This window comes from Amaricoccus sp. B4 (assembly GCF_043226085.1).
GTDB lineage: Bacteria > Pseudomonadota > Alphaproteobacteria > Rhodobacterales > Rhodobacteraceae > Amaricoccus.
The window spans coordinates 1181049-1206061 of record NZ_CP171225.1 but is presented as its reverse complement, the minus strand read 5'-3'; the positions used below and the strand labels follow the sequence as shown (position 1 = coordinate 1206061).

Genomic DNA, 25013 nt, shown 5'->3' with positions numbered 1-25013 from the left:
AAATTTTCTTTGTGTGTTGCACTGCGGTGGTCTAGGAAAACGCGATGCGCAGGTGAGAGGGAACTGGGGCCCATGCAAGAATTCAAGAAGATCCTCATCGCAAACCGCGGGGAGATTGCCATTCGTGTCATGCGGGCGGCAAACGAGATGGGCAAGAAGACTGTCGCGGTCTTTGCAGAAGAGGACAAGCTGTGTCTCCACCGGTTCAAGGCTGACGAAGCCTACCGGATCGGCGAGGGGATGGGGCCGGTTGCCGCCTATCTCTCGATCCCCGAGATCATCCGCGTGGCGAAGATGTCGGGCGCGGACGCGATCCATCCGGGCTACGGGCTCCTGAGCGAGAACCCGGACCTGGTGGATGCCTGCACCGAGGCGGGGATCACCTTCATCGGGCCCAAGGCCGACACGATGCGGATGCTCGGCGACAAGGCGAGCGCGCGGCGCGTGGCGATCAAGGCGGGTGTGCCGGTGGTGCCGGCGACGGAAGTGCTGCCCAACGACATGGCCGAGGTGCGCCGCATGGCGGACGAGGTCGGCTATCCCTTCATGCTCAAGGCCTCCTGGGGCGGCGGCGGCAGGGGCATGCGGCCGATCATGGGCCCCGACGAGCTCGAGGAGAAGGTGAAGGAAGGCCGGCGCGAGGCGCAGGCGGCCTTCGGCAACGGCGAGGGCTATCTCGAGAAGCTGATTCTCAATGCGCGCCATGTCGAGGTGCAGATCCTCGGCGACAAGTTCGGCCAGCTCTACCATCTCTGGGAGCGTGACTGCTCGGTGCAGCGCCGCAACCAGAAGGTCGTGGAGCGCGCGCCCGCGCCCTATCTCAGCCAGGAGCAGCGGGAATACGTCTGTGCGCTGGCGCTCAAGATCTGCCAGGCGGCGAACTACGAATGCGCCGGCACGGTCGAGTTCCTCATGGACCGGGACTCGGGCAATTTCTACTTCATCGAGGTGAACCCGCGGGTGCAGGTCGAGCACACGGTGACCGAAGAGATCACCGGGATCGACATCGTGCGGGCGCAGATCATGCTCGCCGAGGGCGCGACGATCGCCGAGGCGACGGGCGCGCCGAGCCAGGCCGACGTGACCTTCTCGGGCCATGCGCTCCAGTGCCGCATCACCACCGAGGACCCGCAGAACAACTTCATCCCCGACTACGGCCGCATCACCGCCTATCGGGGTGCCACCGGCATGGGGATCCGGCTCGACGGCGGCACGGCCTATTCCGGCGCGGTCATCACCCGCTACTACGACAGCCTGCTCGAGAAGGTGACGGCCTGGGCGCCGACGCCCGAGGCGGCGATCGCGCGCATGGACCGCGCGCTCCGCGAGTTCCGCATCCGCGGCGTCTCGACGAACATCGCCTTCGTCGAGAACCTGCTGAAGCACCCGACCTTCCTCGACAACACCTACACCACGAAGTTCATCGACACGACGCCGGAGCTCTTCCACTTCTCCGCGCGGCGTGACCGGGCGACGAAGATCCTCACCTATGTCGCCGACATCACGGTGAACGGGCATCCCGAGACCGCGGGCCGGGCGAAGCCGCCGGCCGCGCCGCGTCTGCCGCGCCCGCCGGTGGTGGGCCTCGATGCGGTGCCGGACGGCACGCGCCAGCTGCTGGAGCGGGACGGCGCCAAGGCGGTGGCCGACTGGATGCTCGAGCAGAAGCGCGTGCTCATCACCGACACGACGATGCGCGACGGGCACCAGAGCCTGCTTGCCACGCGCATGCGCTCCTTCGACATGATCAAGGCGGCGCCGGCCTATGCCACCAAGCTGCCGCAGCTCTTCTCGGTCGAGTGCTGGGGCGGTGCGACCTTTGACGTGGCCTACCGCTTCCTGCAGGAATGCCCCTGGCAGCGGCTGCGCGACCTGCGCAAGGCGATGCCGAACCTGATGACCCAGATGCTGCTCCGCGCCTCGAACGGGGTGGGTTACACCAACTATCCCGACAATGTGGTCGAGGCCTTCGTCGGTCAGGCGGCGTCCTCGGGGGTCGATGTCTTCCGCGTCTTCGACAGCCTCAACTGGGTCGAGAACATGCGGGTCGCGATGGATGCGGTGATCGCGAGCGGCAAGATCTGCGAGGGGACGATCTGCTACACCGGCGATCTCTTCGATCCGGACCGGGCGAAATACGACCTCAAGTATTATGTCGCGATGGGCAAGGAGCTGCGCGACGCCGGGGCGCATGTGCTGGGCCTGAAGGACATGGCCGGGCTGCTCAAGCCCGCCGCGGCGCGGGTGCTGGTCAAGACGCTCAAGGAGGAGATCGGGCTGCCGGTCCATCTCCACACCCATGACACCAGCGGGATCGCGGGCGCCACGCTCCTCGCGGCGGCCGAGGCGGGTGTCGATGCGGTGGATGCCGCGATGGACAGCTTCTCGGGCAACACCTCGCAGCCGACGCTCGGCTCCATCGTCGAGGCGCTGCGCTTCACCGAGCGCGACACCGGGCTCGACATCGCCGCGATCCGCGAGATCTCGGACTATTTCGAGGCGGTGCGCGGCCAGTATGCCGCCTTCGAGGCGGGGCTGCAGGCGCCGGCCTCCGAGGTCTATCTCCACGAGATGCCGGGCGGGCAGTTCACCAACCTCAAGGCGCAGGCCCGGTCCATGGGGCTGGAGGAGCGCTGGCACGAGGTTGCCGAGATGTATGCCGAGGTGAACCAGATGTTCGGCGACATCGTGAAGGTGACGCCCTCCTCCAAGGTCGTGGGCGACATGGCGCTGATGATGGTGGCCCAGGGGCTCACCCGCGCGCAGGTCGAGGATCCGGCCGTCGACGTGGCCTTCCCCGACAGCGTCGTGGACATGATGCGCGGCAATCTCGGCCAGCCGCCGGGCGGGTGGCCGAAGGCGCTGCAGGCCAAGATCCTGAAGGGCGAGACGCCGCTCACCGTGCGGCCGGGCGCTGTGATGAAGCCCGCCGATCTCGACGCGCTCAAGGCCAAGCTCCGCGAGGAAGCGGGCGATGTGGAGATCGACAACGAGGATTTCTGCGGATACCTGATGTATCCCAAGGTCTTCACCGATTACCTGCACCGCCACCAGGACTACGGCCCCGTCCGCACCCTGCCGACGCCGGTCTTCTTCTACGGCATGGAGCCGGGGCAGCAGATCTCGGCCGAGATCGATCCGGGCAAGACGCTCGAGGTGCGGCTCTCGGCGGTGGGCGAGACCAACGAGGAGGGCGATGTGCGCGTCTTCTTCGAGCTCAACGGCCAGCCGCGCACCATCCGCGTGCCGAACCGCAAGGCCCAGGCCGCGGCGCCGAAGCGGCCGAAGGCCGATGTGGGCAATCCGGGCCATGTGGCCGCGCCGATGCCGGGGGTTGTCGCGAGCATCGCGGTCGAGCCGGGGCAGGCGGTGAAGCCGGGCGATCTCATCCTCGCCATCGAGGCGATGAAGATGGAGACCGGGCTCTATGCCGATCGCAAGGGCGTGGTGAAGGCGGTGCATGTCACGCCCGGCGCACAGGTCGAGGCGAAGGATCTGCTCGTCGAGCTTGCGGACGGCTAGACCGGACCGGGCGGCTGACCCGCTCAGGGCGCCGAAGTGACATCGCGGGTTCGGACCGTTTCGGTCCGGACCCGTTTTCGTTCCGGGACGGGGGGATGGCTCAGGCCGGCCCCCCGCCCGGGCCGCCGCTCTGCCGCTGGCGCTGCCGCGCCTGCCAGCGGCGGTGGGCGGCGGGATCGCGGATGCCGTTGCGCGGATCGGCCTGCCAGAGGCCGCGGCGTTCGCGCCGGGCCGCCTCTTCGTCGGGAACATAGTCGAGATCCCAGCGCACGGTTGCTACCGCGTAGCCGTCGCGCACCATCCGGCGGGAGAGATCGGTCTCGCCCAGCCACACCCGCGCGACCGTTCGGCCGTGAATGTCGATGGTCACCGGCTCCACCCTGACCTGCCGGCCTCCGGCGAGGCGGATCAAGTGGCTTCTGGCAGGATAGCCGCCGCGCTGGCCGATTTCCGGGGCATCCATGCCGAAAAGGCGCACGCGGGCGCGGTTGACGCGGAGGGTGTCGCCATCGACGACCCAGGCCTTGCCGGAAAATGGCGCGGGACAGGGCGGCGGCGGGGCGGGGGCCTTCGGCTGCGCGGGCGTCTCGTGGATCTCAGCCCGCGGGCCCCTGCGGCGGCCGGGCCGGAGACGCCGGTGAAGAAGGACGGCGAGAGCCGCCGCCACGAGGATGAGCGTCAGAAGCAACTCGGGATCGTTGGACATGATCAAGGGCCCCCCAGCCCCTTGAGCCGGGAGCTTCGCGCCGATGTCTTGAGATTCGGTTGCGGCGGCGAAGCGGGAGGGACGATCTCCGCGTATCCCGCAGTTGTGATGTGCATCCGGCCATGTTGCGGTGCAGCATACGCGAGCCCCGCCGCATGCGGGGCGTTGGATTCAGGAGTGATCATGGCCACCGAAATGGATGTGGACACAGTCACGAACCCCCGACCCCTGCGCCTTGCACTGCAGGGCGGCGGGGCGCACGGGGCCTTTACCTGGGGGGTGCTCGACCGGCTGCTCGAGGAACCCGGCCTGCCGATCGAGGCGGTGAGCGGGACGAGTGCGGGTGCGATGAACGCGGTCGTTCTGGCCGACGGGCTGCTGCGCGGCGGGCGGCAGGGGGCGCGGGATGCGCTCGCCGCCTTCTGGCAGGGGGTGGGCAAGGCCGCGGCGCTCTCGCCCTTCCGCCGCGGGGTCGTCGACCGGCTGAGTGGGCGGGCGAGCCTCGACCGTTCGCCGGGGTTTCTCTTCTTCGACGGGCTGTCGCGCTATGTCTCGCCCTATGATCTCAACCCGCTCGGGCTCAATCCGCTGCGCAATCTCGTGGAGCAGCAGGTCGATTTCGAGGCGCTGAACGGAAGCGAGGCGATTGCGGTGCATGTGACGGCGACGCATGTGCACACCGGCCTGCCGCGGATCTTCTCCAACGGGGCGCTGAGCGTCGATGCGGTGATGGCCTCGGCCTGTCTGCCGCAGCTCTTTCCGGCGGTGGAAATCGAGGGCGAGGCCTACTGGGATGGCGGCTACACCGGCAACCCCTCGCTCTTTCCGCTGGTGGAGGGGGCCGAGGAGACCGATCTCTTCATCGTGCAGATCAATCCGATCCGGCGCGACGGCGTGCCGCATTCCGCGCGCGACATCATCAACCGGGTGAACGAGATCACCTTCAACGCGAGCCTCGTGAAGGAGCTTGCGGCGATCCAGGGCGCGCGCCGGAAGGATTGCGACGCGGCGGGGGCGGGGGTCCGGCTCCACCGTATCCATGGCGGCCCGGCGGCGGAGGCGCAGAGCGCGTCGAGCAAGCTCGATGCCGACGAGCGCCAGCTTGCCCGGCTCTGCGAGCTGGGGCGCGGGCGGACGGAGATGTGGCTTCGCGACCATCGCGACCAGATCGGGGCCGCCTCGACGCTCGATCTCGACCGGCTCTTCGGGGTGCGCCCCGCGGCGGGCTTGCCCGCGCTCCGGCCGCAGCGGCCACGGCCCGGCCTCCTCGCCGGGTTCTTCCGGCGGATGCGGCGGGTGCACGGCGGCTGAGCCGGCGCGCGCCCGCTCCGGCGGCCTCAGGCGAGCAGGCGGGCGAGGGGCCGGCGGAGTGCGGGGGCGAGGTCTTCGGCGATGAGGCCGGGGCCGGCCTCCGTGCCGGCCGCGCCATGGAGCCAGACGGCGGCGGCGGCCGCCTCGAACCCCGGCATGCCCTGGGCGGCAAGGCCGGTGGCGATGCCGGTGAGCACGTCGCCCGAGCCCGCGGTTGCGAGCCAGGGCGGAGCGTTGGCGTTGATCGCGGCGCGGCCGTCGGGGGCGGCAATGACGGTGTCGGAGCCCTTCAGCACCAGTGTGGCGCCGCTCCGGGCGCTGGCCCGCCGCGCCTGTTCGGTTTTCGGCGTATCGCGTTCGGCGGCGATGTCGGGAAAGAGGCGGGCGAATTCGCCGCCATGGGGGGTGAGGATCACCGGGGCCTCGCGGGCGGCGATCGCGGCGAAGAGCCGGGCGGGGTCGTCGGCGAAGGCGGTGAGCGCGTCGGCATCCAGCACGGCGGCGGGCGGGGCGGCGAGGGCGGCCTGGACCAGCGCCCGTTCGCGCGCGTCGGTGCCGAGCGCCGGGCCGAGACCGATCGCCGTGAAGCGGCGGTCGGCGAGCAGGCCCGAGAGGGCGGCGGCATCGTCGGTGCGGCGGAGCATGACGGCGGTGAGATGGGCGGCGTTGACGGCGAGCGCATCGCCGGGGCTTGCAAGCGTGACGAGGCCCGCGCCGGCGCGGAGGGCCGCGCCCGCGGCGAGGCGGGCGGCCCCGGTGCGGGTCATCGGCCCGGAGAGGATGACGGCATGGCCGCGGGCGTATTTGTGTGCGCTGCGGCCGGGACGCGGCAGGGCGGCGCCCCAGAGCGCCGGGCCATTCTCGAAGAGGCGCGGGGCGATGTCGGCGATCACGCTGGCGGGGATGCCGATCTGGGCCAGGGTGACGGGGCCGCAGAGGCCGCGGCCGGGTTCGAGCAGGTGGCCGGGCTTCAGGCGGAAGAAGGTCGTGGTGGCGGCCGCCTCGACCGCGGTGCCGAGCACGCGGCCCGAGGCGCCGTCGAGGCCGCTCGGCACGTCGACGGCAAGGACCGGGGCGGGGCTCGCGTTCATCGCGCGGACGAGGTCTGCCGGCGTGCCGGTGATGGCGCGGTCGAGGCCTGCGCCGAAGAGCGCGTCGATGATGAGGGCGGCGGCGGGCAGAGGTGCGGCGGCGGCGCTCTCCGGCCCCTCCCAGCGGGCGCGCGCGAGGGCCGCGTCGCCGCGGATCCGGGCCGGATCGCCCCAGAGGGCGAGGCGCACCTCGCGGCCTCGTGCGCGCAGGAGACGGGCGGCGACATAGCCGTCGCCGCCGTTGTTGCCGGGGCCCGCGACGACGAGCACCGGCCCTTCGGGCACGAGCGCCATGGCGGTCTCGGCGACGGCGCGGCCTGCGGCCTCCATCAGGTCGATGCCGGGAATGCCGCCCGCGATGGCGGCGGCATCGGCCCGGCCCATCTCGGCGGGGGTCAGCAGCTCGTGCATCTCAGCCGCGCCCCAGGGCGGCCTGGATGCGGAGGTATTCGGCGATGTTCTCGAGATCGACGATGCCGGCGAGCGCGCCGGCGCGGGTGATGCAGACGATGCGCGCGCCCTCGGCCTGGAGTTCCTGGAGCAGGACATCGAGCGCGGTGCCGACCTCGGCGGTGCGGACCGGCACCATCACCTCCGAGACACGGCCCTCCAGCCCGTGGTCGCGCAGGCCCCGGAGGATCCCCGCCTGGGTGAGCGCGCCGGCGATGCGCGGGCCGTCGAGGACGGGGAAATCCTTCTGGGTGCCGGAGAGCGTGAGTTCGACGGCATGGGAAAGCGGGTCGTCCGGCGCGACGGTGTGGAACTCTGTGATCATCGCGAGCCCGGCGGGCTTGCGGCTGAGCCGGGCGTCGAGCTCGGCTGATTCGGCCTCCGCGCCGGCACCGATCCAGACGAAGACAGCGATGAGGATCAGGAACGGGTTGCCGATGAGGCCGAGGAAGCCGAAGACCAGTGCCAGCAGCCGCCCGACCGAAGCGGCGATCCGCGTGGCCTGCACCCGGTCGGTGCGCATGGCGAGCAGGGCGCGCAGCACCCGGCCGCCATCCATCGGAAAGGCCGGCACCAGGTTGAAGGCGGCGAGGACGAGGTTCGTCGCGAGCAGCGTCGGCAGGATGCCGCCCTGGCCGATCCCGACATCAAGGAGCGTGCCGGTCTCGTGGAAAACCGCCATGACGAGCCAGAGCCCGGCGGCGATCACGAGGTTCACCGCCGGCCCGGCGAGCGCGACGACCACCTCCTGGCGGGGATCCTCGGGCATCTTCTCGAGCATGGCGACGCCGCCGATCGGCAGCAGCGTGATGTGTTTGGTTGCAATGCCGTAGCGCCGCGCGGTGAGTGCATGGCCGTATTCGTGCAGCACGACGCAGAGGAAGAGCAGCAGGATGAGGGTGAGCCCGGTGACGACGCCGGCAAGCGTGCCGGTCTGGGCCCAGTAGACATAGCCGAACCAGACGAGCAGCAGGAAGAACGTCGCGTGGACATAGACGTCGATCCCGGCGAAACGCCCGAGCTTCATCGACCATTTCATCACCGCTCTCCCTCCGGTTTCCGGGGCCGCATCGTGCATCCGTTCGCGCGGGCGATGCAAGCCCGCGGCGCCGGCCCGCCACTGCATCCCGCGGGTTGCACTGTTGCAGCGTTCTGCCAGAGCCCGCCCGCGAGCCCGTGACTTTAACGTCTTGCCCGCGTATGGGATGCGACTAGTGTTAGTGTGCAGTTGCGAAGAGTACCCGGAGGCACCATGACGGTCCGCAATCTCGACAAGGTCCTGCATCCCGAATCCGTGGTCGTGGTCGGGTCCGGCGATATCGCAGACACCTATGGCGCCATGGTGATGGGCAACATCCTCGAGGGGGGCTTCGAGGGGCCGGTCTGGTCGGTCGATCCGGGGCGCGCGACATTCGTTGGCAAGGACTGTTTCGCCCGCGTCGCGGATCTGCCCGCCGTGCCGGATCTCGCCGTGGTGGCGGTGGTGCCGGAGGATGTGCCGGGCGTGATTGCCGATCTCGGGGCGAAGGGCTGCCGGATCGCGGTGGTCCTGACGCCGGGCGTGAAGGCGGAGGGCGGGCTGCGCCAGCGGATGCTCGATGCCGCGAAGCCCTATCTGCTGCGCATCATCGGGCCGGACACGCTCGGGGTGATCGCGCCCGCCGCGAAGCTCAACGCCAGTGTCGCGCATCGCGCGCCGCGCCCGGGCAAGCTCGCGCTGCTCTCGCAATCGGCGGCGATCGCGACGACGCTGATCGACTGGGCCGAGGATCGCGAGATCGGTTTCTCGCATATCGTCTCGATGGGCGACATGGCCGATGTCGACATGTCGGACTATCTCGACCTGCTGTCCTCGGACCGCGATACGCGCGCGGTGCTGATGTATCTCGCGCATGTGAAGAGCGCGCGGAAGTTCCTCTCCGCGGCGCGGGCGCTGGCGCGCATGAAGCCGGTGATCGCGATCAAGGCCGGCCGCACGCCGCAGGCGGCGCAGGCGGCGGCGACGCATACCGGGGCGATGGCGGCGGAGGATGCGGTGATGGACGCCGCCCTGCGCCGGGCCGGTGTGCTGCGCGTCAAGGGGCTCTCGGAGATGTTCGCGGCGGCCGAGACCGTGGCGCGCTTCCGCCCGCTCGACCGGGCGCGGCTCGCGATCGTGACCAACGGCGGCGGCGCCGGCGTGCTTGCGGTCGACCGGCTGATGGAGGGATCGGGCGTGCTCGCCGATCTCGCGCCCGAGACGCTGGAGCGGCTCGACGGCTTCCTGCCCGATGCCTGGAGCCATGCGAACCCGGTCGACATTCTCGGCGATGCCAACAGCGCGCGGTTCGAGGCGGCGATCGATGCGGTGGCGGCCGACCGCAATGTCGATGTGGTGATGGTGCTCAACTGTCCGAGCATCTTCGGCGGCTCGGATGAAATCGCCGAGGCGGTTGCGGGCAAGACGCGGCGGAGCATGATCGGCCGGAAGCCGGTGCTCACCTGCTGGCTTGGCGGCGCGACGGCGCGGTCGGGGTCGCGCATCCTGCGGCGCAACGAGATCGCGACCTACAACACACCGGCGAGCGCCGCGGCGGCGGTGGGGCATCTCACGGACTGGGGCCGTGCGCAGGCCGCCCTGCTCCGTGTGCCGGACCGTGCCGTCGAGGAGGCGCTGCGCGCGACGCCGCATGACGCGGCGGCGAAGGCGCGGGCGATCTTTGCCGCCGTTGCCGCCGAGGGGCGCTCGGTGCTGACGGAGCCGGAGGCCAAGGCCGCGATTGCGGCCTATGGCGTGCCGGTGCCGGATGTGCGCGTTGCGACCAGCGTCGAGGAGGCCGGCGTGCTCGCGGGCGAGCTGCTCGAGACGACGGAGCGCGTCGTCATCAAGCTCGTCTCGCGCCAGATCCTGCACAAGACGGATGTCGGCGGCGTGGTGCTCAACATCGAGACGGCCCGCCAGGCCGAGGAAGCGGCGCGCGCCATTGCCGAGCGGGTCCAGCATGCCGGGATCCGCGATCAGGTGATCGGCTTCTCGGTCGAGCCGATGATCTTCCGCCCCGGCGCCCAGGAGGTGATCCTCGGGGTGAGCATCGACCGGGTGTTCGGGCCGACCATCCTTTTCGGCGCGGGCGGGATCGATGTCGAGGTGATGCGCGACACCGCCGTGGCGCTGCCGCCGCTCGATGCGAGCCTCGCCGCCGATCTGGTGAGCCGGACACGGATGGGCAAGGTGCTGAACGGCTACCGCGGCCGCCCGCCCGCCGATGCCGTGGCCCTGCAGGGCGCGATCGTCGCGCTGTCGCACATGGTCGAGGACTTTCCCTGCCTGCGGGCGGTCGACATCAACCCGATCCTCGCCGGCACCGACGGGGTGATCGCGCTCGACGCCGCGATCGAGATCGACCCGGCGCGTGTGGCCCAGACCGGGCCGAACCCCGCGCTCGCGATCCGGCCCTATCCTTTCGAATTGCGCCGGGAGGTCGTGCTCAAGGGCGAGACCTACGTGTTCCGGGCCGTGCGCCCGGCGGATGCGCTGCTCTATCCGGATTTTCTCGCCAATGTCTCGCCCGAAGACATCCGCATGCGCTTCATGGCGCCGCGGGCGCATTTTCCCGAGGAAATGGCGCTCAAGTTCACCCAGCTCGACTACGACCGCGACATGGCATTCGTCGCCATCGCGCCCGACGGGACGCTTGCGGGCGTCTCGCGGCTCGCTTCGGAGCCAGACCTGAAGCATGCGGAATACGCGCTGCTGGTGCGGAGCGATCTCAAGGGGCGGGGACTGGGCTCGACCCTGATGCGCCATCTCATCGACTATGCGCGCAGTGCCGGTGTCGAGTCGCTCGACGGGGTGATCCTTGCGGAGAACCACGGCATGTTGCACCTGGTCGAACGGCTCGGCTTCGTGAACCGCCATGATCCCGATGAGGCCGGGGTCATGGTTTCCAGATTGAAACTCTGAGGCAGGCTCGGCCGTTTCATCGGGAGAGCATGAACAAGGACGTGACCGGGGGAAACTATATGGATCGGTCCCAGAAGGCTGCGCTCGCGAGTGTCGGCGTCGGGCTTGTCGTGCTCGGGCTCAAGTTCTTGGCCTATTCCCTCACCGGCTCGGTGGCGCTCTTCTCGGATGCGCTGGAGAGCACGATCAATGTGGTGGCGGCGGGGGCGGCCTTCTTCGCGTTGCGTGTTTCGGCGCTGCCGCCGGATTCGAACCATCCCTACGGCCATCACAAGGCGGAGTATTTCTCCGCGGTGTTCGAGGGCGTTCTGGTGGTGCTCGCGGCGGGGATGATCTTCCGCGAGGCCTATTACGGCTTCGTCGACCCGCAGCCGCTCGATGCACCGGTCGCGGGCCTCGCGATCAACGGTGTGGCGACGGTCATCAACGCGGTCTGGGGCTGGACGCTGCTGCGCTGGGGGCGGACCTGGCGCTCGCCGGCGCTGGTGGCGGACGGGCGGCATGTGCTCACCGATGTCTGGACCTCCGGCGGGGTGATCGCGGGCGTCGCGATCGTGGCGGTCACCGGGCAGTCCGTGCTCGACCCGCTGCTGGCGGGGTTCGTGGCGCTCAACATCCTCTGGAGCGGCTGGCAGATGGTGCGCGAGGCGACCGGCGGGCTGATGGACGAGGCGCCGGGCGGCGATGTGGTCGATCGGCTCAAATCGGTGATCGCGGGCGAGGCCACCGGCGCGATCGAGGCCCATGACCTGCGGGTGCGCCATGCCGGGCGGATGAGCTTCGTCGAGTTTCACCTGATCGTCGATGGCGAGATGCGGGTGGCCGAGGCGCATGTCATCTGCGACCGGATCGAGGCGGGCCTCCGGCAGGAGCTCGGCGGGCACGCTGTCATCAACATTCATGTCGAGCCGGAAGAAAAGGCCAAGCTCGAGGGTATTCCGGTGCTCTGAGCGCGCGTGACCCGGCGGGCGGCCGCGTGGCGGGCCAGGCGTTGCTCGACAGGGGGGCGATTGCCGCTATCTCTCCTCACAGCTTCGCGAACGGAGGGGGGATATGGGACGGCAGAAGGCCCCGGAGGTTCAGGACCCGTTGCGGTCGGCCCTGCTGGCCTGCCGGGCCGGCGAGCACGCCGGGATCGAGGCGATTCTCCACAGCGAGGGCGCGCGCCTGTTCGGCGTGGTGTGCCGGATGTTCGGGCGGACGGCGATCGCGGAGGATGTGCTCGAGGACGCGGTGCTGCGGATCTGGCGGACCTGCGGCCGGTTCCGCCCGGATGCCGGTTCGGCGCAGGGCTGGATCCATGCGGCACTTCACCGGAGCTGCGTCGAGATCCTGCGCGACGGGGCGCGGCTGGAAGGGCTTTCGCCCGAGGAACTTGCCGCATTGGAGGAGGCGCGCCGGCAGGCGGTGCCGCGCGAGGGCTGGGAGGATCTCCTGCCCGGAGAGTCGCGGGTGCGGGAGCGTCTCGCCGGGCTCGACGGGCCCGCGCGCCAGGCGATCCTGCTTGCCCAGGTGGCGGGCCGCGGCCTCGGCGAGATCGGGGCGGCGCAGAGCCTGCCGCCCGGCGTGGTGGCCGCCGCGCTCCGGCGCGGGCTGGCTGCCCTGCGGGACGGGGCTCTTCCCGACGCCAGGGGGCTGGATCTCGACGAGCGGGCGGATTTCTATGTGATCGGGTTGCTCGAGCCCGCCGAGGCGGCGGCGCTCGAGGCGAGGCTCGGCTGGGATGCCGGGCCGGACCATGCGGTGGCGGAGGCGGCCGACCGGATGCTGCCGCTCGATCTCGGCGCGCCGGAGGTGGCGCTTCCCGAGGGGTTCGCGGAACGGGGCACGGCGGCGATCGGCCGCACGCTCCCGTCCCCGGTGCTCAGGCCGCGCATCAAGCGGAACTGGACGCGGCCGCTGGTGGCGGGGCTCGTCGGCCTCGTCCTCGGCGTCGTGCTGGGCTGGCAGCGCCCCGACCCGGATCCGCTGGCCGTGGCGGTGCTGGTCAGCGCGGCAGGCGTGCCGCAGGCGGTGGTGGAGGCCTATGGCGGGGACCTGACCGAGGTGCGCTTCGTCACGCCGGTCGTTGTGCCCGAGGGGCAGGAGATGGTGCTCTGGACGCAGCCCCGGCCCGGGGCCGCGCCGGTTCCGATCGGGCAGATCGGACGGGTGCGGCCTGCGCACATCCGGGGGCCGGAGCTGCCGGCGCCGGGACGGGGCCAGCCCTACGAGATCACCTTCGAGCCGACGGAGCGCGGGGCGGAGGCGCGGCCGAGCGGGGATGTGCTGGCCAGCGGGGCCGCCGCGCCACAGGGCCGCTGACGGCGCGGGCGCGATCGGCGCTTGCGGGTGGCGGAGCTTGCCCATAGGATCGCGCGCGAAGGCCGGGAGAACGGGCGCAGCGCCCGTGCCGAAGGAGCAACCGCCCCGGAAACTCTCAGGCGAGTGGACCGGTCTTCGACAACGGACTCTGGAGAGAGGCGCATTGCGCCCGCCGAAGGGATAGCGATCTCAGGCAGAAGGACAGAGGGGGCGCCGGGCCGTCGAGGCCGTTTGCGGAAGCGAGGGGGCTTTCGCGGACCGTGCGCTTGATGGCTCCACCGCTAGGACAAGGGAGTGGAGGCATGACCGAGGACATCCTGCAGACGCCGCTGAGCGCGATGCACCGATCGAAAGGCGCCCGAATGGTCGCCTTCGCGGGCTACGACATGCCGCTCAACTTTCCTCTCGGCATTCTCAAGGAGCACCTGCATACGCGCGAGGCCGCCGGGCTCTTCGACGTGAGCCACATGGGGCAGGTGGAGATCCGGCCGAAATCGGGCAATCTCGAGGACGCCGCGCGGGCGTTCGAGGCGCTGGTGCCCGTCGATGTGGTGGGTCTGGCGGAGGGGCGTCAGCGCTATGCCTTCTTCACCAACGATGCGGGCGGCATTCTCGACGATCTCATGGTGGCAAACCGCGGCGATCATCTCTTCGTGGTGGTGAACGCGGCCTGCAAGGCGGCGGATCTCGCGCTGATGCGCGAGGCGCTGGGCGAGAGCTGCACGGTGGAGCCGCTCGAGCGCGCGCTCGTCGCGCTCCAGGGGCCGCGGTCCGAGGCCGTGCTGGCCGATCTTCACCCCGATGTCGCGCTGATGCGCTTCATGGAGGTGCGCGAGATCGACTTTCACGGCATTCCGGGCGTGGTCTCGCGATCCGGCTACACCGGCGAGGACGGCTACGAGATCTCTCTTCCCGCAGGGTCGGCGGTGGATGTGGTGGAGCGCATCCTCGGGCATGAGGAGGTCGAGCCGATCGGGCTCGGGGCGCGCGACTCGCTGCGTCTGGAGGCGGGGCTCTGCCTCTATGGCCACGATATCGACGAGACGACGACGCCGGTGGAGGCCGCGCTCGGCTGGGCGATCCAGGATGTCCGGCGCAATGGCGGGCGGCGCGCGGGCGGATTTCCGGGCGCGGGCGTGATCCTCTCGCAGCTTTCGGGCGGGGCGCCGCGGCGGCGCGTCGGGCTGCTGCCCGAGGGGCGGGCGCCGATGCGCGAGGGCACCGAGCTCTTCGCCGCAGAGGCGGGCGAGCCGGTGGGCCGGATCACTTCGGGCGGCTTCGGGCCGAGCGTCGGGGCGCCTGTCGCGATGGGATATGTGCCGAGCGAACTCGCGGCGCCGGGCACGCAACTGCTTGCCAAGCTCCGTGGAAAAATGCTGCCTGTAACGGTGGCGAAACTGCCCTTCATTGAACCGGGCTACAAGCGCGGCTGAGGCGTGGAGAAAGAGCGAATGCTGAAATTTACCGAGGAACACGAGTGGCTGAGGCAGGATGGGGACGAGGTGATCGTCGGCATCACCGAGCATGCCGCCGAGCAGCTGGGGGACCTCGTCTTCGTGGAACTGCCCGAGGAGGGCGTCACGGTCGCCAAGGGTGACGAGATCGTCACCATCGAATCGGTGAAGGCCGCGAGCGACATCCTCGCGCCGCTCGACGGCACGATCACGGAAGTGAACACCGCGATCGTCGAGACGCCGGGCCTCGTGAACGAGGATCCGATGGAGGCGGGCTGGTTCTTCAAGATGACGCTCGCGAACCCCGCCGATCTCGACGAGCTGATGGACGAGACGGCCTACGCCGAGTTCATCGCCTGAGCCTGCGGGCCCGGTTCGACCGGGCCCGGCAGAAGATCCCGAACAAGGAAACGACATGGCCTTCGAGGAAACCGATTATCACCCCTATGACTTCGCCAACCGGCGCCATATCGGGCCGTCGCCGGCGGAGATGGAGCAGATGCTCGCGGTGGTGGGTGCCGAGAGCCTCGATGACCTGATCGACGAAACGGTGCCGAAGGCGATCCGTCAGGCCGAGCCGCTCGGCTGGGGGCTCGCGCTCTCCGAGCAGGCGGTGCTCCACCGCCTGCGTCAGGTCGCGGCGAAGAACCGCGTGATGACGAGCCTGATCGGGCAGGGCTACCACGGCACTGTGACACCGCCCGTCATCCAGCGGAATATCCTGGAAAATCCGGCGTGGTACACGGCCTATACGCCCTATCAGCCGGAGATCAGCCAGGGCCGGCTCGAGGCGCTGCTGAATTTCCAGACCATGATCTGCGATCTCACCGGGCTCGACGTCGCCAATGCCTCGCTGCTCGACGAGGGCAGCGCGGCGGCGGAGGCGATGGCGCTGGCGCAGCGCGCGGCGAAATCGAAGGCCAAGGCCTTCTTTGTCGACCGGGGCTGTCATCCGCAGACCATCGCGGTGATCGAGACGCGGGCCGCCCCCCTCGGCTGGACGGTGATCGTGGGCGACCCCTTCACCGAGCTCGAACCGGAAGAGGTCTTCGGGGCGCTCTTCCAGTATCCCGGCACCCATGGCGAACTGCACGATTTCTCCGGGCCGATCGCCGCACTCCACGGCGCGAAGGCGCTGGCCTGCATGGCGGCCGATCCGCTGGCGCTGACGTTGCTGACGCCGCCGGGCGAGATGGGGGCCGACATCGCCATCGGCACGACCCAGCGCTTCGGGGTGCCCCTGGGCTTTGGCGGGCCGCATGCGGCCTACATGGCGGTGAAGGATCCGCTCAAGCGCTCGATGCCGGGGCGGATCGTCGGGGTCTCGATCGACGCGCGCGGCAACCGGGCCTACCGCCTCAGCCTGCAGACCCGCGAGCAGCACATCCGGCGCGAGAAGGCGACCTCGAACATCTGCACCGCGCAGGCGCTGCTCGCGGTCATGGCCTCGATGTATGCGGTCTTCCACGGGCCGATGGGGCTCAAGGCGATCGCGCAGCGCATTCACCGCAAGACGGTGCGGCTGGTGAAGGGGCTCGAGAGCCTCGGCTTCGAAGTGGAGACGAAGCACTTCTTCGACACGGTGCTGGTGAAGGTCGGCGCGGTGCAGGGCGTGATCCTGAAGGCGGCCGAGGCGGAGGGGATCAATCTCCGCAAGGTGGGGGCCACCCATATCGGCATCAGTCTCGACGAGACCACCCGGCGCGAGCACACCCAGAAGGTCTGGCGCGCCTTTGGCGGCGACATGCTCGACCGCGATCTGGACCACGAATACCGGCTGCCGGAAAATCTTGTCCGCACAAGCACATATCTGACGCACCCGATCTTCCACATGAACCGGGCCGAGGCGGAGATGACCCGCTACATGCGGCGGCTGGCCGACCGCGATCTGGCGCTCGATCGGGCGATGATCCCGCTCGGCTCCTGCACCATGAAGCTCAACGCCACCGCCGAGATGATGGCGATCACCTGGCCCGAATTCGCCGACATCCATCCCTTTGCGCCGGACACGCAGACGGCGGGCTACCAGGAGCTCATCGGCGATTTCTCCGAGAAGCTCTGCGCCATCACCGGCTATGACGCGTTCTCGATGCAGCCGAACTCCGGCGCGCAGGGCGAGTTTGCCGGGCTGATGACGATCCGGGCCTATCACGCGAGCCGGGGCGAGGCGCATCGCGACGTCTGCCTGATCCCGGTTTCGGCGCACGGGACGAATCCGGCCAGCGCGCAGATGGCGGGCATGAAGGTCGTGGTGGTGAAGTCGGCCGAGAACGGCGACATCGACCTCGAGGATTTCCGCGCCAAGGCCGAGCAGCATTCGGACACGCTGTCGGCCTGCATGATCACCTATCCCTCGACGCATGGCGTCTTCGAGGAGACCGTGCGCGCGGTCTGCGACATCACCCATGCCCATGGCGGGCAGGTCTATCTCGACGGGGCGAACATGAACGCGCTGGTGGGGCTGGCGCGGCCCGGCGACATCGGCTCGGACGTGAGCCATCTGAACCTGCACAAGACCTTCTGCATCCCCCATGGCGGCGGCGGACCCGGCGTGGGGCCGATCGGGGTGAAGACCCATCTGGCGCCGTTCCTGCCCGGCATCGAGGGCGGTGCGGGAATGGTCGCGTCGGCGGGCTCGGCCTCGATCCTGCCGATCTCCTGGGCCTACTGCCTGCTGATGGGCGGCGCGGGGCTGACCCAGGCGACGAAGGTGGCGATTCTCAACGCCAACTACATCGCGGCGCGGCTGAAGCAGGCCTATCCGATCCTCTATGCCTCGAAGACCGGACGGGTGGCGCATGAGTGCATCGTGGATACGCGGGTGCTGAAGGAGAGCGCGGGGGTGACGGTCGATGACGTCGCCAAGCGGCTCATCGACTGCGGCTTTCACGCGCCGACCATGAGCTGGCCGGTGGCGGGCACGCTGATGATCGAGCCGACCGAGTCGGAGCCCAAGGCCGAGCTCGACCGCTTCTGCACCGCGATGCTCGCCATCGCGGCAGAGGCGACGGCGATCGCCGAGGGCCTGATGGACCCGGAAAACAATCCGCTGAAGCGCGCACCGCATACGGTCGAGGATCTCGTGGGGGTCTGGGACCGGCCGTATGACCGCGAGGCCGCCTGCTATCCGCCCGGCGCCTTCCGGGTGGACAAGTACTGGCCGCCGGTCAACCGGGTGGACAATGTCTGGGGCGACCGCAACCTCGTCTGCGCCTGCCCGCCGCTCGAAAGCTACGCCGCGGCGGCGGAGTAGGGGCGAAACCCCGATGCCGCTTGCTGGCAGGCGGCGGCAGAAGGGCGGGTGATCGGCTTCCGGCGAGATTTCACAACTGTGGGTGTAGTATCTTTCAGGTGCTGTCGCGTGCTGCGCCGCACGCGGCAGCTTTCTTGACCAATCCGCAGGAATGACCCGTGCGGGCTCAGTTGACCTCCGCTCCGGGCGTCGTTATGCCAGCGTATAGCGAGGGTGCGCCGCGGTGCACCGAAGTTAACTGACATTGGTCGGAGGTGAGAAATGGATGATCTCTTGCGCGAGTATCTTCCGATCCTGATCTTCCTCGGACTGGCGGTCGCCCTGGGCCTTGTGCTTCTGCTCTCGGCCGTGATCGTCGCGATCAGCAATCCCGATCCCGAGAAGGTTTCCGCGTATGAATGCGGGTTCAACGCATTCGACGACGCGCGCATGAAGTTCGACGTCCGGTTCTATCTGGTCTCGATCCTGTTCATCATCTTCGACCTCGAGGTCGCCTTCCTGTTCCCCTGGGCGGTGAGTTTCCAGAACCTCGGCGATCTCGGGTTCTGGTCGATGATGGTCTTCCTCGCCGTGCTGACGATCGGCTTTGCCTACGAATGGAAGAAGGGAGCCCTGGAATGGGAGTGACACCGACCGGACAGGCCACCGAGTCGAAGACCGACACCGGCTCCGGCGCGTTCGTCCCGGCTGCGGGGTCCGGCACCTATGCCGCCGGGCTCAACGCGGCGGGTGCCGACAAGGAAGTCGCGGCGCGCGCGCTTTCCGACGAGCTTGCCGACAAGGGCTTCCTGGTGACCTCGACCGCGGGCATGATCAACTGGGCCCGCACCGGTTCGCTGCACTGGATGACCTTCGGGCTTGCCTGCTGCGCCGTCGAGATGATGCAGACATCGATGCCGCGCTACGACCTCGAGCGCTTCGGCACCGCCCCGCGCGCCTCGCCGCGCCAGTCGGACCTGATGATCGTCGCGGGCACGCTCACCAACAAGATGGCGCCGGCGCTCCGCAAGGTCTACGACCAGATGCCCGAGCCGCGCTACGTGATCTCGATGGGGTCCTGCGCCAACGGCGGCGGCTACTATCACTACAGCTATTCGGTGGTGCGCGGCTGTGACCGGGTGGTGCCGGTCGATGTCTATGTGCCGGGCTGCCCGCCGACCGCGGAGGCGCTGCTCTACGGGATCCTGCAGCTTCAGCGCAAGATCCGCCGCACCGGCACGATCGTGCGCTGAGGACGGGGGAGAACGCCATGGAACTTGCCGCCTTCCAGGATCTTCAGGAGACGATCACCGCCCGCCAGGAGGCTGCGGTCGTCGGTTCGGAGATCCGTCACGGGGAGCTGACCATCACCGTCACGCCCGCCTCGCTCGTCGATTTCATCTCCTACCTCAAGATGGACGGGGCCTGCCGCTTCACCACGCTCATCGACATCACGGCGGTGGACTGGCCGGAGCGCGAGAAGCGTTTCGAGCTGGTCTATCACTTCCTGTCGATGCACCTGAACCAGCGCATCCGGATCAAGGCCGACGTGCGCGAGGACGAGCTCGTGCCCTCGATCGTCGAGGTGCATCCCGGTGCGAACTGGTATGAGCGCGAAGTCTTCGACATGTACGGGATCCTGTTCTCGGGCCATCCCGACCTGCGCCGGATCCTCACCGACTACGGGTTCCGCGGCTATCCGCTCCGCAAGGATTTCCCGACCACGGGCTATGTCGAGGTCCGCTACGACGAGGAACAGAAGCGCGTGGTCTACGAGCCGGTCCAGCTCGTGCAGGAATACCGGCAGTTCGACTTCATGAGCCCGTGGGAGGGCGCGGAATACATCCTTCCCGGCGACGAAAAGAAGGGCGGGGCGTGACGGGACTGCTGATCTGGGCCATCGGTACGGCGCTGGTGATCCTTCCGCTCTGGAAGCTCTGCGCCCGCGCCGGTCTTCCGCCGGCCCTGTCTCTGATCAGTGTGATGCCGGTGTTCGGCGTCATCCTTCTTTGGATTCTCGCGCTCAGGCCATGGCCCGGAGATCCCGGCTACGAGGGGAACTAGACGATGGACGGAAACGTGACCGACGTCATGACCGGAGAGCAGAGCATCCGGAATTTCAACATCAACTTCGGCCCGCAGCATCCGGCTGCGCACGGGGTGCTGCGGCTGGTGCTCGAGCTCGACGGTGAGGTTGTTGAGCGGGTCGACCCGCATATCGGGCTCCTGCACCGCGGCACCGAGAAGCTGATGGAGAGCCGCACCTATCTCCAGAACCTGCCCTATCTCGACCGGCTCGACTACGTGGCGCCGATGAACCAGGAGCATGCCTGGTGCCTTGCGATCGAGCGGATGACGGGCACCGAGATCTCCCGGCGCGCCTCTCTCATCCGCGTGCTCTATTCCGAGATCGGGCGGATCCTGAACCACCTCCTCAACGTCACCACGCAGGCGATGGACGTGGGCGCGCTCACCCCGCCACTCTGGGGCTTCGAGGAGCGCGAGAAGCTCATGGTCTTCTACGAGCGGGCCTGCGGCGCGCGGCTCCACTCGGCCTATTTCCGGCCCGGCGGCGTGCATCAGGACCTGCCGCAGGATCTGCTCGACGACATCGCCACCTGGGCGGGCGAATTCCCGGAGATCATCGACGATATCGAGGGGCTTCTCACCGAGAACCGGATCTTCAAGCAGCGCAACGTCGACATCGGCATCGTGAGCCAGCAGGACTGCCAGGACTGGGGCATGTCGGGCGTCATGGTGCGCGGCTCGGGGCTCAAGTGGGACCTGCGCCGTTCGCAGCCCTACGAGTGCTATGACGAGTTCGACTTCCTGATCCCGGTCGGCAGGAACGGCGACTGCTATGACCGCTATCTCTGCCGCATGCACGAGATGCGCGAGAGCACGAAGATCATCAACCAGGCGATCGCCAAGCTCGAGAAGTGCAAGGGCGAGGATGTGCTGGTGCGCGGCAAGCTCTCGCCGCCGAGCCGGGCGACGATGAAGAGCTCGATGGAAGCGCTGATCCATCACTTCAAGCTCTACACCGAGGGCTTCCACGTGCCGGCGGGCGAGATCTATGCCGCGGTCGAGGCGCCGAAGGGCGAGTTCGGCGTCTATCTCGTGTCCGATGGCACCAACAAGCCCTGGAAGGTCAAGCTTCGCGCGCCGGGCTATCCGCATCTGCAGGCGATGGATCACATCTGCCGCGGCCACATGCTCGCGGATGTCTCCGCCGCCCTCGGCTCGCTCGATATCGTGTTCGGGGAGGTGGACCGGTGAGGATTTCCCGCTCCGCAGCCCTGTTTTCGGGCGGGGTGGCTGCGGCTCTTGCCGCGGCCCCTGTGCTTGCCGAAGAGGCTGTCGATCCGGCGCCGCTGGCCGAGGCTTTCGTGAAGATCGGCTGTCACGGCACGGAAAAGGATATCTTTCCCTATGTCGGGAGCAATGGGCTGGAGGCGTCGAGTTTCGGGGCCCAGTTCAAGGCGCTCGCCGCATCCGGCCATCTGGTTTCGGATGACCATGGCGAGACGTTCCGACTGACCAACTGGGGGCCTTGCGAATAATGCTGCGCAGACTTTACGACGAACAACCCGAGAGCTTCGCCTTTACCCCCGCCAATCTGGAGTGGGCGAAGGGGCAGATCGCGAAATACCCCGAGGGCCGTCAGGCGAGCGCGGTGATCCCGCTGCTCTGGCGGGCGCAGGAGCAGGAAGGCTGGGTGTCGAGGCCGGCGATCGAGGAGATCGCGAAGATGCTCGGCATGGCCTCGATCCGCGTGCTCGAGGTCGCGACCTTCTATTTCATGTTCCAGCTCCGCCCGGTGGGCACGGTGGCGCATGTGCAGGTCTGCGGCACGACCTCCTGCATGATCTGCGGGGCGGAAGACCTCATGGCGGTCTGCAAGGAAAAGATCGCGGCGCATCCGCACGAGCTTTCCGCCGATGGCAAGTTCTCCTGGGAAGAGGTCGAATGCCTCGGGTCCTGCGCGAACGCGCCGATGGCGCAGATCGGCAAGGACTATTACGAGGATCTGACCGCCGAGAGCTTCGGGGCGCTGCTCGATGCGCTGGCGCGCGGCGAGGTGCCGGTGCCCGGATCGCAGACCGGGCGGTTTTCCTCCGAGCCCGCCGGCGGGCGGACCTCGCTCAAGGACGGCGATCCGGCCTATGAGGGCAATTCCTCGGTGAGCCTCGCGGTCTTCGGTCAGGATACGGTGAAGCGGATCACCGGCGACGAGCCCGCGCTCCGGATGCCCGAAGCGGAAGGCGCGGTGGCCGAAGCGGAACCGGAAGCGGCACCGGAACCGGAAGCGGCGCCGGCGGCTCCCGCCCCGGCGATGGACGAGCCGGTTGCGGCCGCCGAGGGCGAGCCGACCGATCCCGAGCCGGTCGAGGAGGGCAGCAAGCCGCCGACGCTGGTGGAGCCGCGGGACGGACAGCCGGATGACCTCAAGAAGATCAAGGGCATCGGGCCGAAGCTCGAGCAGCTGCTGCATTCGCTCGGCTACTATCATTTCGATCAGATCGCGGCCTGGACAGGGGCCGAGGTTGCATGGGTGGACGCCAATCTCGAGGGCTTCCGGGGCCGGGTCACGCGCGACGAATGGGTCGCGCAGGCCAAGGTGCTTGCCGGCGGTGGCGACACCGAGTTTTCCGAGCGCGTCGACAAGGGCGACGTCTACTGAACGCGAGGGGTGTCCCGAGGGGCGCCCGCAAGAGCGGTCCGCGCAGTGGCGCGCGCGGGCCTGAACCAGACCAAGCAGCCCGACCCCCGCGGGCCGGCAGATAGGGACAGATACGGATGCTGGCGGACAAGGACCGGATCTTCACCAATCTCTACGGCATGTATGACCGTAGCCTGAAGGGTGCGCAGGCGCGCGGCCACTGGGACGGCACCGCCGAGATCCTGGGCCGTGGCCGTGACAAGATCATCGAGGAGGTGAAGGCCAGCGGGCTCCGGGGCCGCGGCGGCGCGGGCTTCCCGACCGGGCTCAAGTGGTCCTTCATGCCGAAGGGCGATGACGGGCGGCCGCATTACCTCGTGGTCAACGCCGACGAATCCGAGCCCGCGACCTGCAAGGACCGCGAGATCATGCGCCACGATCCGCACACGCTGATCGAGGGCTGCCTGATCGCGAGCTTCGCGATGGGCGCGCATGCCTGCTACATCTACATCCGTGGCGAATACATCCGCGAGCGCGAGGCGCTGCAGATTGCCATCGACGAATGCTATGACGCGGGGCTGCTCGGCAAGAACGCCTGCGGCTCGGGCTGGGATTTCGACCTCTATGTGCATCATGGCGCCGGGGCCTATATCTGCGGCGAGGAGACGGCGCTGCTCGAGAGCCTCGAGGGGCGCAAGGGCATGCCGCGGCTGAAGCCGCCTTTCCCTGCGAACACAGGTCTTTATGGCGCGCCGACCACGGTCAACAACGTGGAATCGATCGCCGTCGTGCCGACGATCCTGCGCCGGGGGGCGGGGTGGTATGCGAGCTTCGGGCGGCCCAACAACGCCGGGGTGAAGCTCTACGGTCTGACGGGGCATGTGAACACGCCCTGCGTCGTCGAGGAATCGATGTCGATCTCGCTCAAGGAGCTGATCGAGAAGCACGGCGGCGGCGTGCGCGGCGGCTGGAAGAACCTCAAGGCGGTGATCCCCGGCGGGGCTTCCTGCCCGGTGATCCCGGCCAGCCATTGCGACGACGCGATCATGGATTACGACGGCATGCGGGAGCTGAAATCCTCCTTCGGCACCGCCTGCGCCATCGTGATCGACCAGCAAACCGATGTCATCAAGGCCGTCTGGCGGCTCTCGAAGTTCTTCAAGCACGAGAGCTGCGGCCAGTGCACGCCCTGCCGCGAGGGCACGGGCTGGATGATGCGGGTGATGGACCGGCTGGTGACGGGGGATGCGGAGCCGCACGAGATCGACATGCTGCTCGACGTGACCAAGCAGGTCGAGGGCCACACGATCTGCGCGCTCGGCGATGCGGCGGCCTGGCCGATCCAGGGCCTGATCCGGCATTTCCGCAACGAGATCGAGGACCGGATCAAGGCGAAGAAGACCGGCCGCGTGAGCGCGGTGGCGGCGGAATGAGAAAAATGCCGGAACATCAAGGGTTAACGGCGCAAACGGCGATCTGGAACCCGTATGGAATGCATATGGAATCCGTATTGCGAGAAGAACAGTCGGAATTGAGAGGTTAACGGCGCCCCCCGTGCGGGAGCCGTCAGGCATCGGACCACGAACTGGAGCGGTCATGACACCGGAAGGACATCACCTCGCGGAGCTCAACGTCGGGCGGCTCCTGGCCGAGCCGGGCGATCCGCGCGTGGCCGAGTTCATGGCGGCGCTCGATCGGGTGAACGGGCTCGGCAAGCGGATGCCGGGGTTCGTCTGGATGATGGAGGGCTCGGGCGAGCCGGGCACGGGGAACACCGAGACGAAGATCGGCGGCGATGCGCGGTTCGTCTCGAACCTCACGGTCTGGGAGAGCGTCGAGACGCTGGAGAGCTTCGTCTGGAACACGGTGCACCGGCAGTTCTACGAGCGCCGGGCGGAGTGGTTCGAGGTCTTGGGCGAGATGCATTTCGTCATGTGGTGGGTGCCCGCGGGGCACAGGCCGACGCTCGAGGAGGCGCTCGGGCGGCTCGAGCACAAGCGGGCCCATGGCGACAGCGATCAGGCCTTCGGCTGGTCGTATCTGAAGGAAGCGCGGCTGTGGCGGGAGCGGAACTGCAGCGCCGTCGCGGCGGAATAGGAGCGGGACATGAACGAAGAGGTCATCATCTCCGAGGGCAATCCGATCATGAGCATGGTCATGTTCCTGCTCTTCGCGGCGCTCGCGGTCATTCCCTTCTGGAAGCTCTGGTCGCGGACCGGGCATTCCGGGTTCTGGGGGCTGCTGGCGCTCATCCCGCTCGTCAACGTGGTCGCGCTCTGGATCCTCGCGTTCAAGCGCTGGCCGATGGATCGCGGGGAGTGAGCGCATGAGCGATGC

Annotated in this window: 21 protein-coding genes and 1 riboswitch; of the genes, 18 read left to right on the top strand and 3 right to left on the bottom strand. The window is 68.7% G+C overall.

Translation table 11 applies throughout. From position 1 onward, the window contains the following. Positions 1 to 72 precede the first annotated feature (72 nt). On the top strand, positions 73 to 3522 hold the full coding sequence (locus tag ACF66B_RS05740; RefSeq protein ID WP_111431684.1) for a pyruvate carboxylase: 3450 nt from the start codon (positions 73 to 75) through the stop codon (positions 3520 to 3522). Between the two features lie 100 nt (positions 3523 to 3622). On the opposite strand, the gene ACF66B_RS05735 is transcribed toward ACF66B_RS05740, so the two are convergent. Continuing rightward, positions 3623 to 4228: a thermonuclease family protein gene (locus tag ACF66B_RS05735; protein ID WP_111431685.1), complete on the bottom strand. Its 606-nt coding sequence runs from the start codon at positions 4226 to 4228 to the stop codon at positions 3623 to 3625. A 183-nt stretch (positions 4229 to 4411) separates the two neighbouring features. Between ACF66B_RS05735 and ACF66B_RS05730 the strand changes: the two genes are divergently transcribed. Beyond that, entirely contained in the window at positions 4412 to 5539 is a 1128-nt protein-coding gene (locus ACF66B_RS05730; protein ID WP_392664314.1) for a patatin-like phospholipase family protein, read from the top strand. A gap of 26 nt (positions 5540 to 5565) precedes the next feature. On the opposite strand, the gene ACF66B_RS05725 is transcribed toward ACF66B_RS05730, so the two are convergent. Together ACF66B_RS05725 and ACF66B_RS05720 are read right to left on the bottom strand one after the other, a co-directional pair. Beyond that, positions 5566 to 7041: an NAD(P)H-hydrate dehydratase gene (locus tag ACF66B_RS05725; protein ID WP_392664312.1), complete on the bottom strand. Its 1476-nt coding sequence runs from the start codon at positions 7039 to 7041 to the stop codon at positions 5566 to 5568. A 1-nt stretch (position 7042) separates the two neighbouring features. Continuing rightward, the gene (locus ACF66B_RS05720) at positions 7043 to 8119 is read right to left on the bottom strand and encodes a site-2 protease family protein (protein WP_111431686.1); all 1077 of its coding nucleotides are present in this window, start codon (positions 8117 to 8119) and stop codon (positions 7043 to 7045) included. Positions 8120 to 8332: 213 nt separating this feature from the next. Here ACF66B_RS05720 and ACF66B_RS05715 point away from each other — a divergent pair, with 213 nt between their 5' ends. The 16 genes from ACF66B_RS05715 to ACF66B_RS05640 all read left to right on the top strand — a co-directional run bounded on the left by ACF66B_RS05715 (position 8333) and on the right by ACF66B_RS05640 (position 24998). Beyond that, on the top strand, positions 8333 to 11023 hold the full coding sequence (locus ACF66B_RS05715; RefSeq protein ID WP_111431687.1) for a bifunctional acetate--CoA ligase family protein/GNAT family N-acetyltransferase: 2691 nt from the start codon (positions 8333 to 8335) through the stop codon (positions 11021 to 11023). A 59-nt stretch (positions 11024 to 11082) separates the two neighbouring features. Beyond that, positions 11083 to 11973: a cation diffusion facilitator family transporter gene (locus ACF66B_RS05710; protein WP_111431720.1), complete on the top strand. Its 891-nt coding sequence runs from the start codon at positions 11083 to 11085 to the stop codon at positions 11971 to 11973. A gap of 103 nt (positions 11974 to 12076) precedes the next feature. Then, positions 12077 to 13327: a sigma factor gene (locus ACF66B_RS05705; RefSeq protein WP_111431688.1), complete on the top strand. Its 1251-nt coding sequence runs from the start codon at positions 12077 to 12079 to the stop codon at positions 13325 to 13327. Positions 13328 to 13380: 53 nt separating this feature from the next. Next, positions 13381 to 13468: riboswitch (glycine riboswitch) on the top strand. A 161-nt stretch (positions 13469 to 13629) separates the two neighbouring features. After that, positions 13630 to 14760: a glycine cleavage system aminomethyltransferase GcvT gene (gene gcvT / locus ACF66B_RS05700; RefSeq protein ID WP_111431689.1), complete on the top strand. Its 1131-nt coding sequence runs from the start codon at positions 13630 to 13632 to the stop codon at positions 14758 to 14760. 21 nt (positions 14761 to 14781) lie between these two features. Next, positions 14782 to 15141 (top strand): glycine cleavage system protein GcvH, encoded by a 360-nt coding sequence (gene gcvH / locus ACF66B_RS05695; RefSeq protein ID WP_111431721.1) that lies wholly within the window; start codon positions 14782 to 14784, stop codon positions 15139 to 15141. A 55-nt stretch (positions 15142 to 15196) separates the two neighbouring features. Continuing rightward, the gene (gene gcvP, locus ACF66B_RS05690; RefSeq protein ID WP_111431690.1) at positions 15197 to 18034 is read left to right on the top strand and encodes an aminomethyl-transferring glycine dehydrogenase; all 2838 of its coding nucleotides are present in this window, start codon (positions 15197 to 15199) and stop codon (positions 18032 to 18034) included. Positions 18035 to 18295: 261 nt separating this feature from the next. Continuing rightward, positions 18296 to 18661 carry an NADH-quinone oxidoreductase subunit A gene (locus ACF66B_RS05685; RefSeq protein ID WP_111431691.1) on the top strand — a complete coding sequence of 122 codons (366 nt, stop codon included), beginning with the start codon at positions 18296 to 18298 and terminating at the stop codon, positions 18659 to 18661. Beyond that, positions 18652 to 19266: a NuoB/complex I 20 kDa subunit family protein gene (locus tag ACF66B_RS05680; protein ID WP_392664306.1), complete on the top strand. Its 615-nt coding sequence runs from the start codon at positions 18652 to 18654 to the stop codon at positions 19264 to 19266. The genes ACF66B_RS05685 and ACF66B_RS05680 overlap by 10 nt, the downstream gene beginning before the upstream one ends. A 17-nt stretch (positions 19267 to 19283) precedes the next feature. Beyond that, positions 19284 to 19892: an NADH-quinone oxidoreductase subunit C gene (locus tag ACF66B_RS05675; RefSeq protein ID WP_111431693.1), complete on the top strand. Its 609-nt coding sequence runs from the start codon at positions 19284 to 19286 to the stop codon at positions 19890 to 19892. After that, on the top strand, positions 19889 to 20077 hold the full coding sequence (locus tag ACF66B_RS05670; RefSeq protein ID WP_111431694.1) for a hypothetical protein: 189 nt from the start codon (positions 19889 to 19891) through the stop codon (positions 20075 to 20077). Before ACF66B_RS05675 ends, ACF66B_RS05670 begins: the two co-directional genes overlap by 4 nt. Positions 20078 to 20080: 3 nt before the next feature. After that, the gene (locus ACF66B_RS05665) at positions 20081 to 21292 is read left to right on the top strand and encodes an NADH-quinone oxidoreductase subunit D (protein WP_111431695.1); all 1212 of its coding nucleotides are present in this window, start codon (positions 20081 to 20083) and stop codon (positions 21290 to 21292) included. Continuing rightward, positions 21289 to 21576 (top strand): hypothetical protein, encoded by a 288-nt coding sequence (locus ACF66B_RS05660; protein ID WP_162683426.1) that lies wholly within the window; start codon positions 21289 to 21291, stop codon positions 21574 to 21576. The genes ACF66B_RS05665 and ACF66B_RS05660 overlap by 4 nt, the downstream gene beginning before the upstream one ends. Then, positions 21576 to 22697, top strand: coding sequence for an NADH-quinone oxidoreductase subunit NuoE (gene nuoE, locus ACF66B_RS05655; protein WP_111431697.1), 1122 nt, complete (start codon positions 21576 to 21578; stop codon positions 22695 to 22697). The genes ACF66B_RS05660 and nuoE overlap by 1 nt, the downstream gene beginning before the upstream one ends. 116 nt (positions 22698 to 22813) lie before the next feature. Next, on the top strand, positions 22814 to 24109 hold the full coding sequence (gene nuoF / locus ACF66B_RS05650; RefSeq protein ID WP_111431698.1) for an NADH-quinone oxidoreductase subunit NuoF: 1296 nt from the start codon (positions 22814 to 22816) through the stop codon (positions 24107 to 24109). Between the two features lie 163 nt (positions 24110 to 24272). Then, positions 24273 to 24773: a DUF3291 domain-containing protein gene (locus ACF66B_RS05645; protein ID WP_111431699.1), complete on the top strand. Its 501-nt coding sequence runs from the start codon at positions 24273 to 24275 to the stop codon at positions 24771 to 24773. Between the two features lie 9 nt (positions 24774 to 24782). Further along, entirely contained in the window at positions 24783 to 24998 is a 216-nt protein-coding gene (locus ACF66B_RS05640; RefSeq protein ID WP_111431700.1) for a hypothetical protein, read from the top strand. Positions 24999 to 25013 lie beyond the last annotated feature (15 nt).

Bases quoted from the DNA above. Each gene is read 5' to 3' on its own strand.
- ACF66B_RS05720 (WP_111431686.1), bottom strand. From the start codon at position 8,119: ATGAAATGGTCGATGAAGCTCGGGCGTTTCGCCGGGATCGACGTCTAT.
- ACF66B_RS05680 (WP_392664306.1), top strand. From the start codon at position 18,652: ATGGGAGTGACACCGACCGGACAGGCCACCGAGTCGAAGACCGACACC.
- gcvT (WP_111431689.1), top strand. From the start codon at position 13,630: ATGACCGAGGACATCCTGCAGACGCCGCTGAGCGCGATGCACCGATCG.
- ACF66B_RS05665 (WP_111431695.1), top strand. From the start codon at position 20,081: ATGGACGGAAACGTGACCGACGTCATGACCGGAGAGCAGAGCATCCGG.
- nuoE (WP_111431697.1), top strand. From the start codon at position 21,576: ATGCTGCGCAGACTTTACGACGAACAACCCGAGAGCTTCGCCTTTACC.
- ACF66B_RS05705 (WP_111431688.1), top strand. From the start codon at position 12,077: ATGGGACGGCAGAAGGCCCCGGAGGTTCAGGACCCGTTGCGGTCGGCC.
- nuoF (WP_111431698.1), top strand. From the start codon at position 22,814: ATGCTGGCGGACAAGGACCGGATCTTCACCAATCTCTACGGCATGTAT.
- ACF66B_RS05725 (WP_392664312.1), bottom strand. From the start codon at position 7,041: ATGCACGAGCTGCTGACCCCCGCCGAGATGGGCCGGGCCGATGCCGCC.
- ACF66B_RS05735 (WP_111431685.1), bottom strand. From the start codon at position 4,228: ATGTCCAACGATCCCGAGTTGCTTCTGACGCTCATCCTCGTGGCGGCG.
- ACF66B_RS05640 (WP_111431700.1), top strand. From the start codon at position 24,783: ATGAACGAAGAGGTCATCATCTCCGAGGGCAATCCGATCATGAGCATG.
- ACF66B_RS05730 (WP_392664314.1), top strand. From the start codon at position 4,412: ATGGCCACCGAAATGGATGTGGACACAGTCACGAACCCCCGACCCCTG.
- ACF66B_RS05685 (WP_111431691.1), top strand. From the start codon at position 18,296: ATGGATGATCTCTTGCGCGAGTATCTTCCGATCCTGATCTTCCTCGGA.
- ACF66B_RS05675 (WP_111431693.1), top strand. From the start codon at position 19,284: ATGGAACTTGCCGCCTTCCAGGATCTTCAGGAGACGATCACCGCCCGC.
- gcvP (WP_111431690.1), top strand. From the start codon at position 15,197: ATGGCCTTCGAGGAAACCGATTATCACCCCTATGACTTCGCCAACCGG.
- ACF66B_RS05710 (WP_111431720.1), top strand. From the start codon at position 11,083: ATGGATCGGTCCCAGAAGGCTGCGCTCGCGAGTGTCGGCGTCGGGCTT.
- ACF66B_RS05740 (WP_111431684.1), top strand. From the start codon at position 73: ATGCAAGAATTCAAGAAGATCCTCATCGCAAACCGCGGGGAGATTGCC.
- ACF66B_RS05715 (WP_111431687.1), top strand. From the start codon at position 8,333: ATGACGGTCCGCAATCTCGACAAGGTCCTGCATCCCGAATCCGTGGTC.
- ACF66B_RS05645 (WP_111431699.1), top strand. From the start codon at position 24,273: ATGACACCGGAAGGACATCACCTCGCGGAGCTCAACGTCGGGCGGCTC.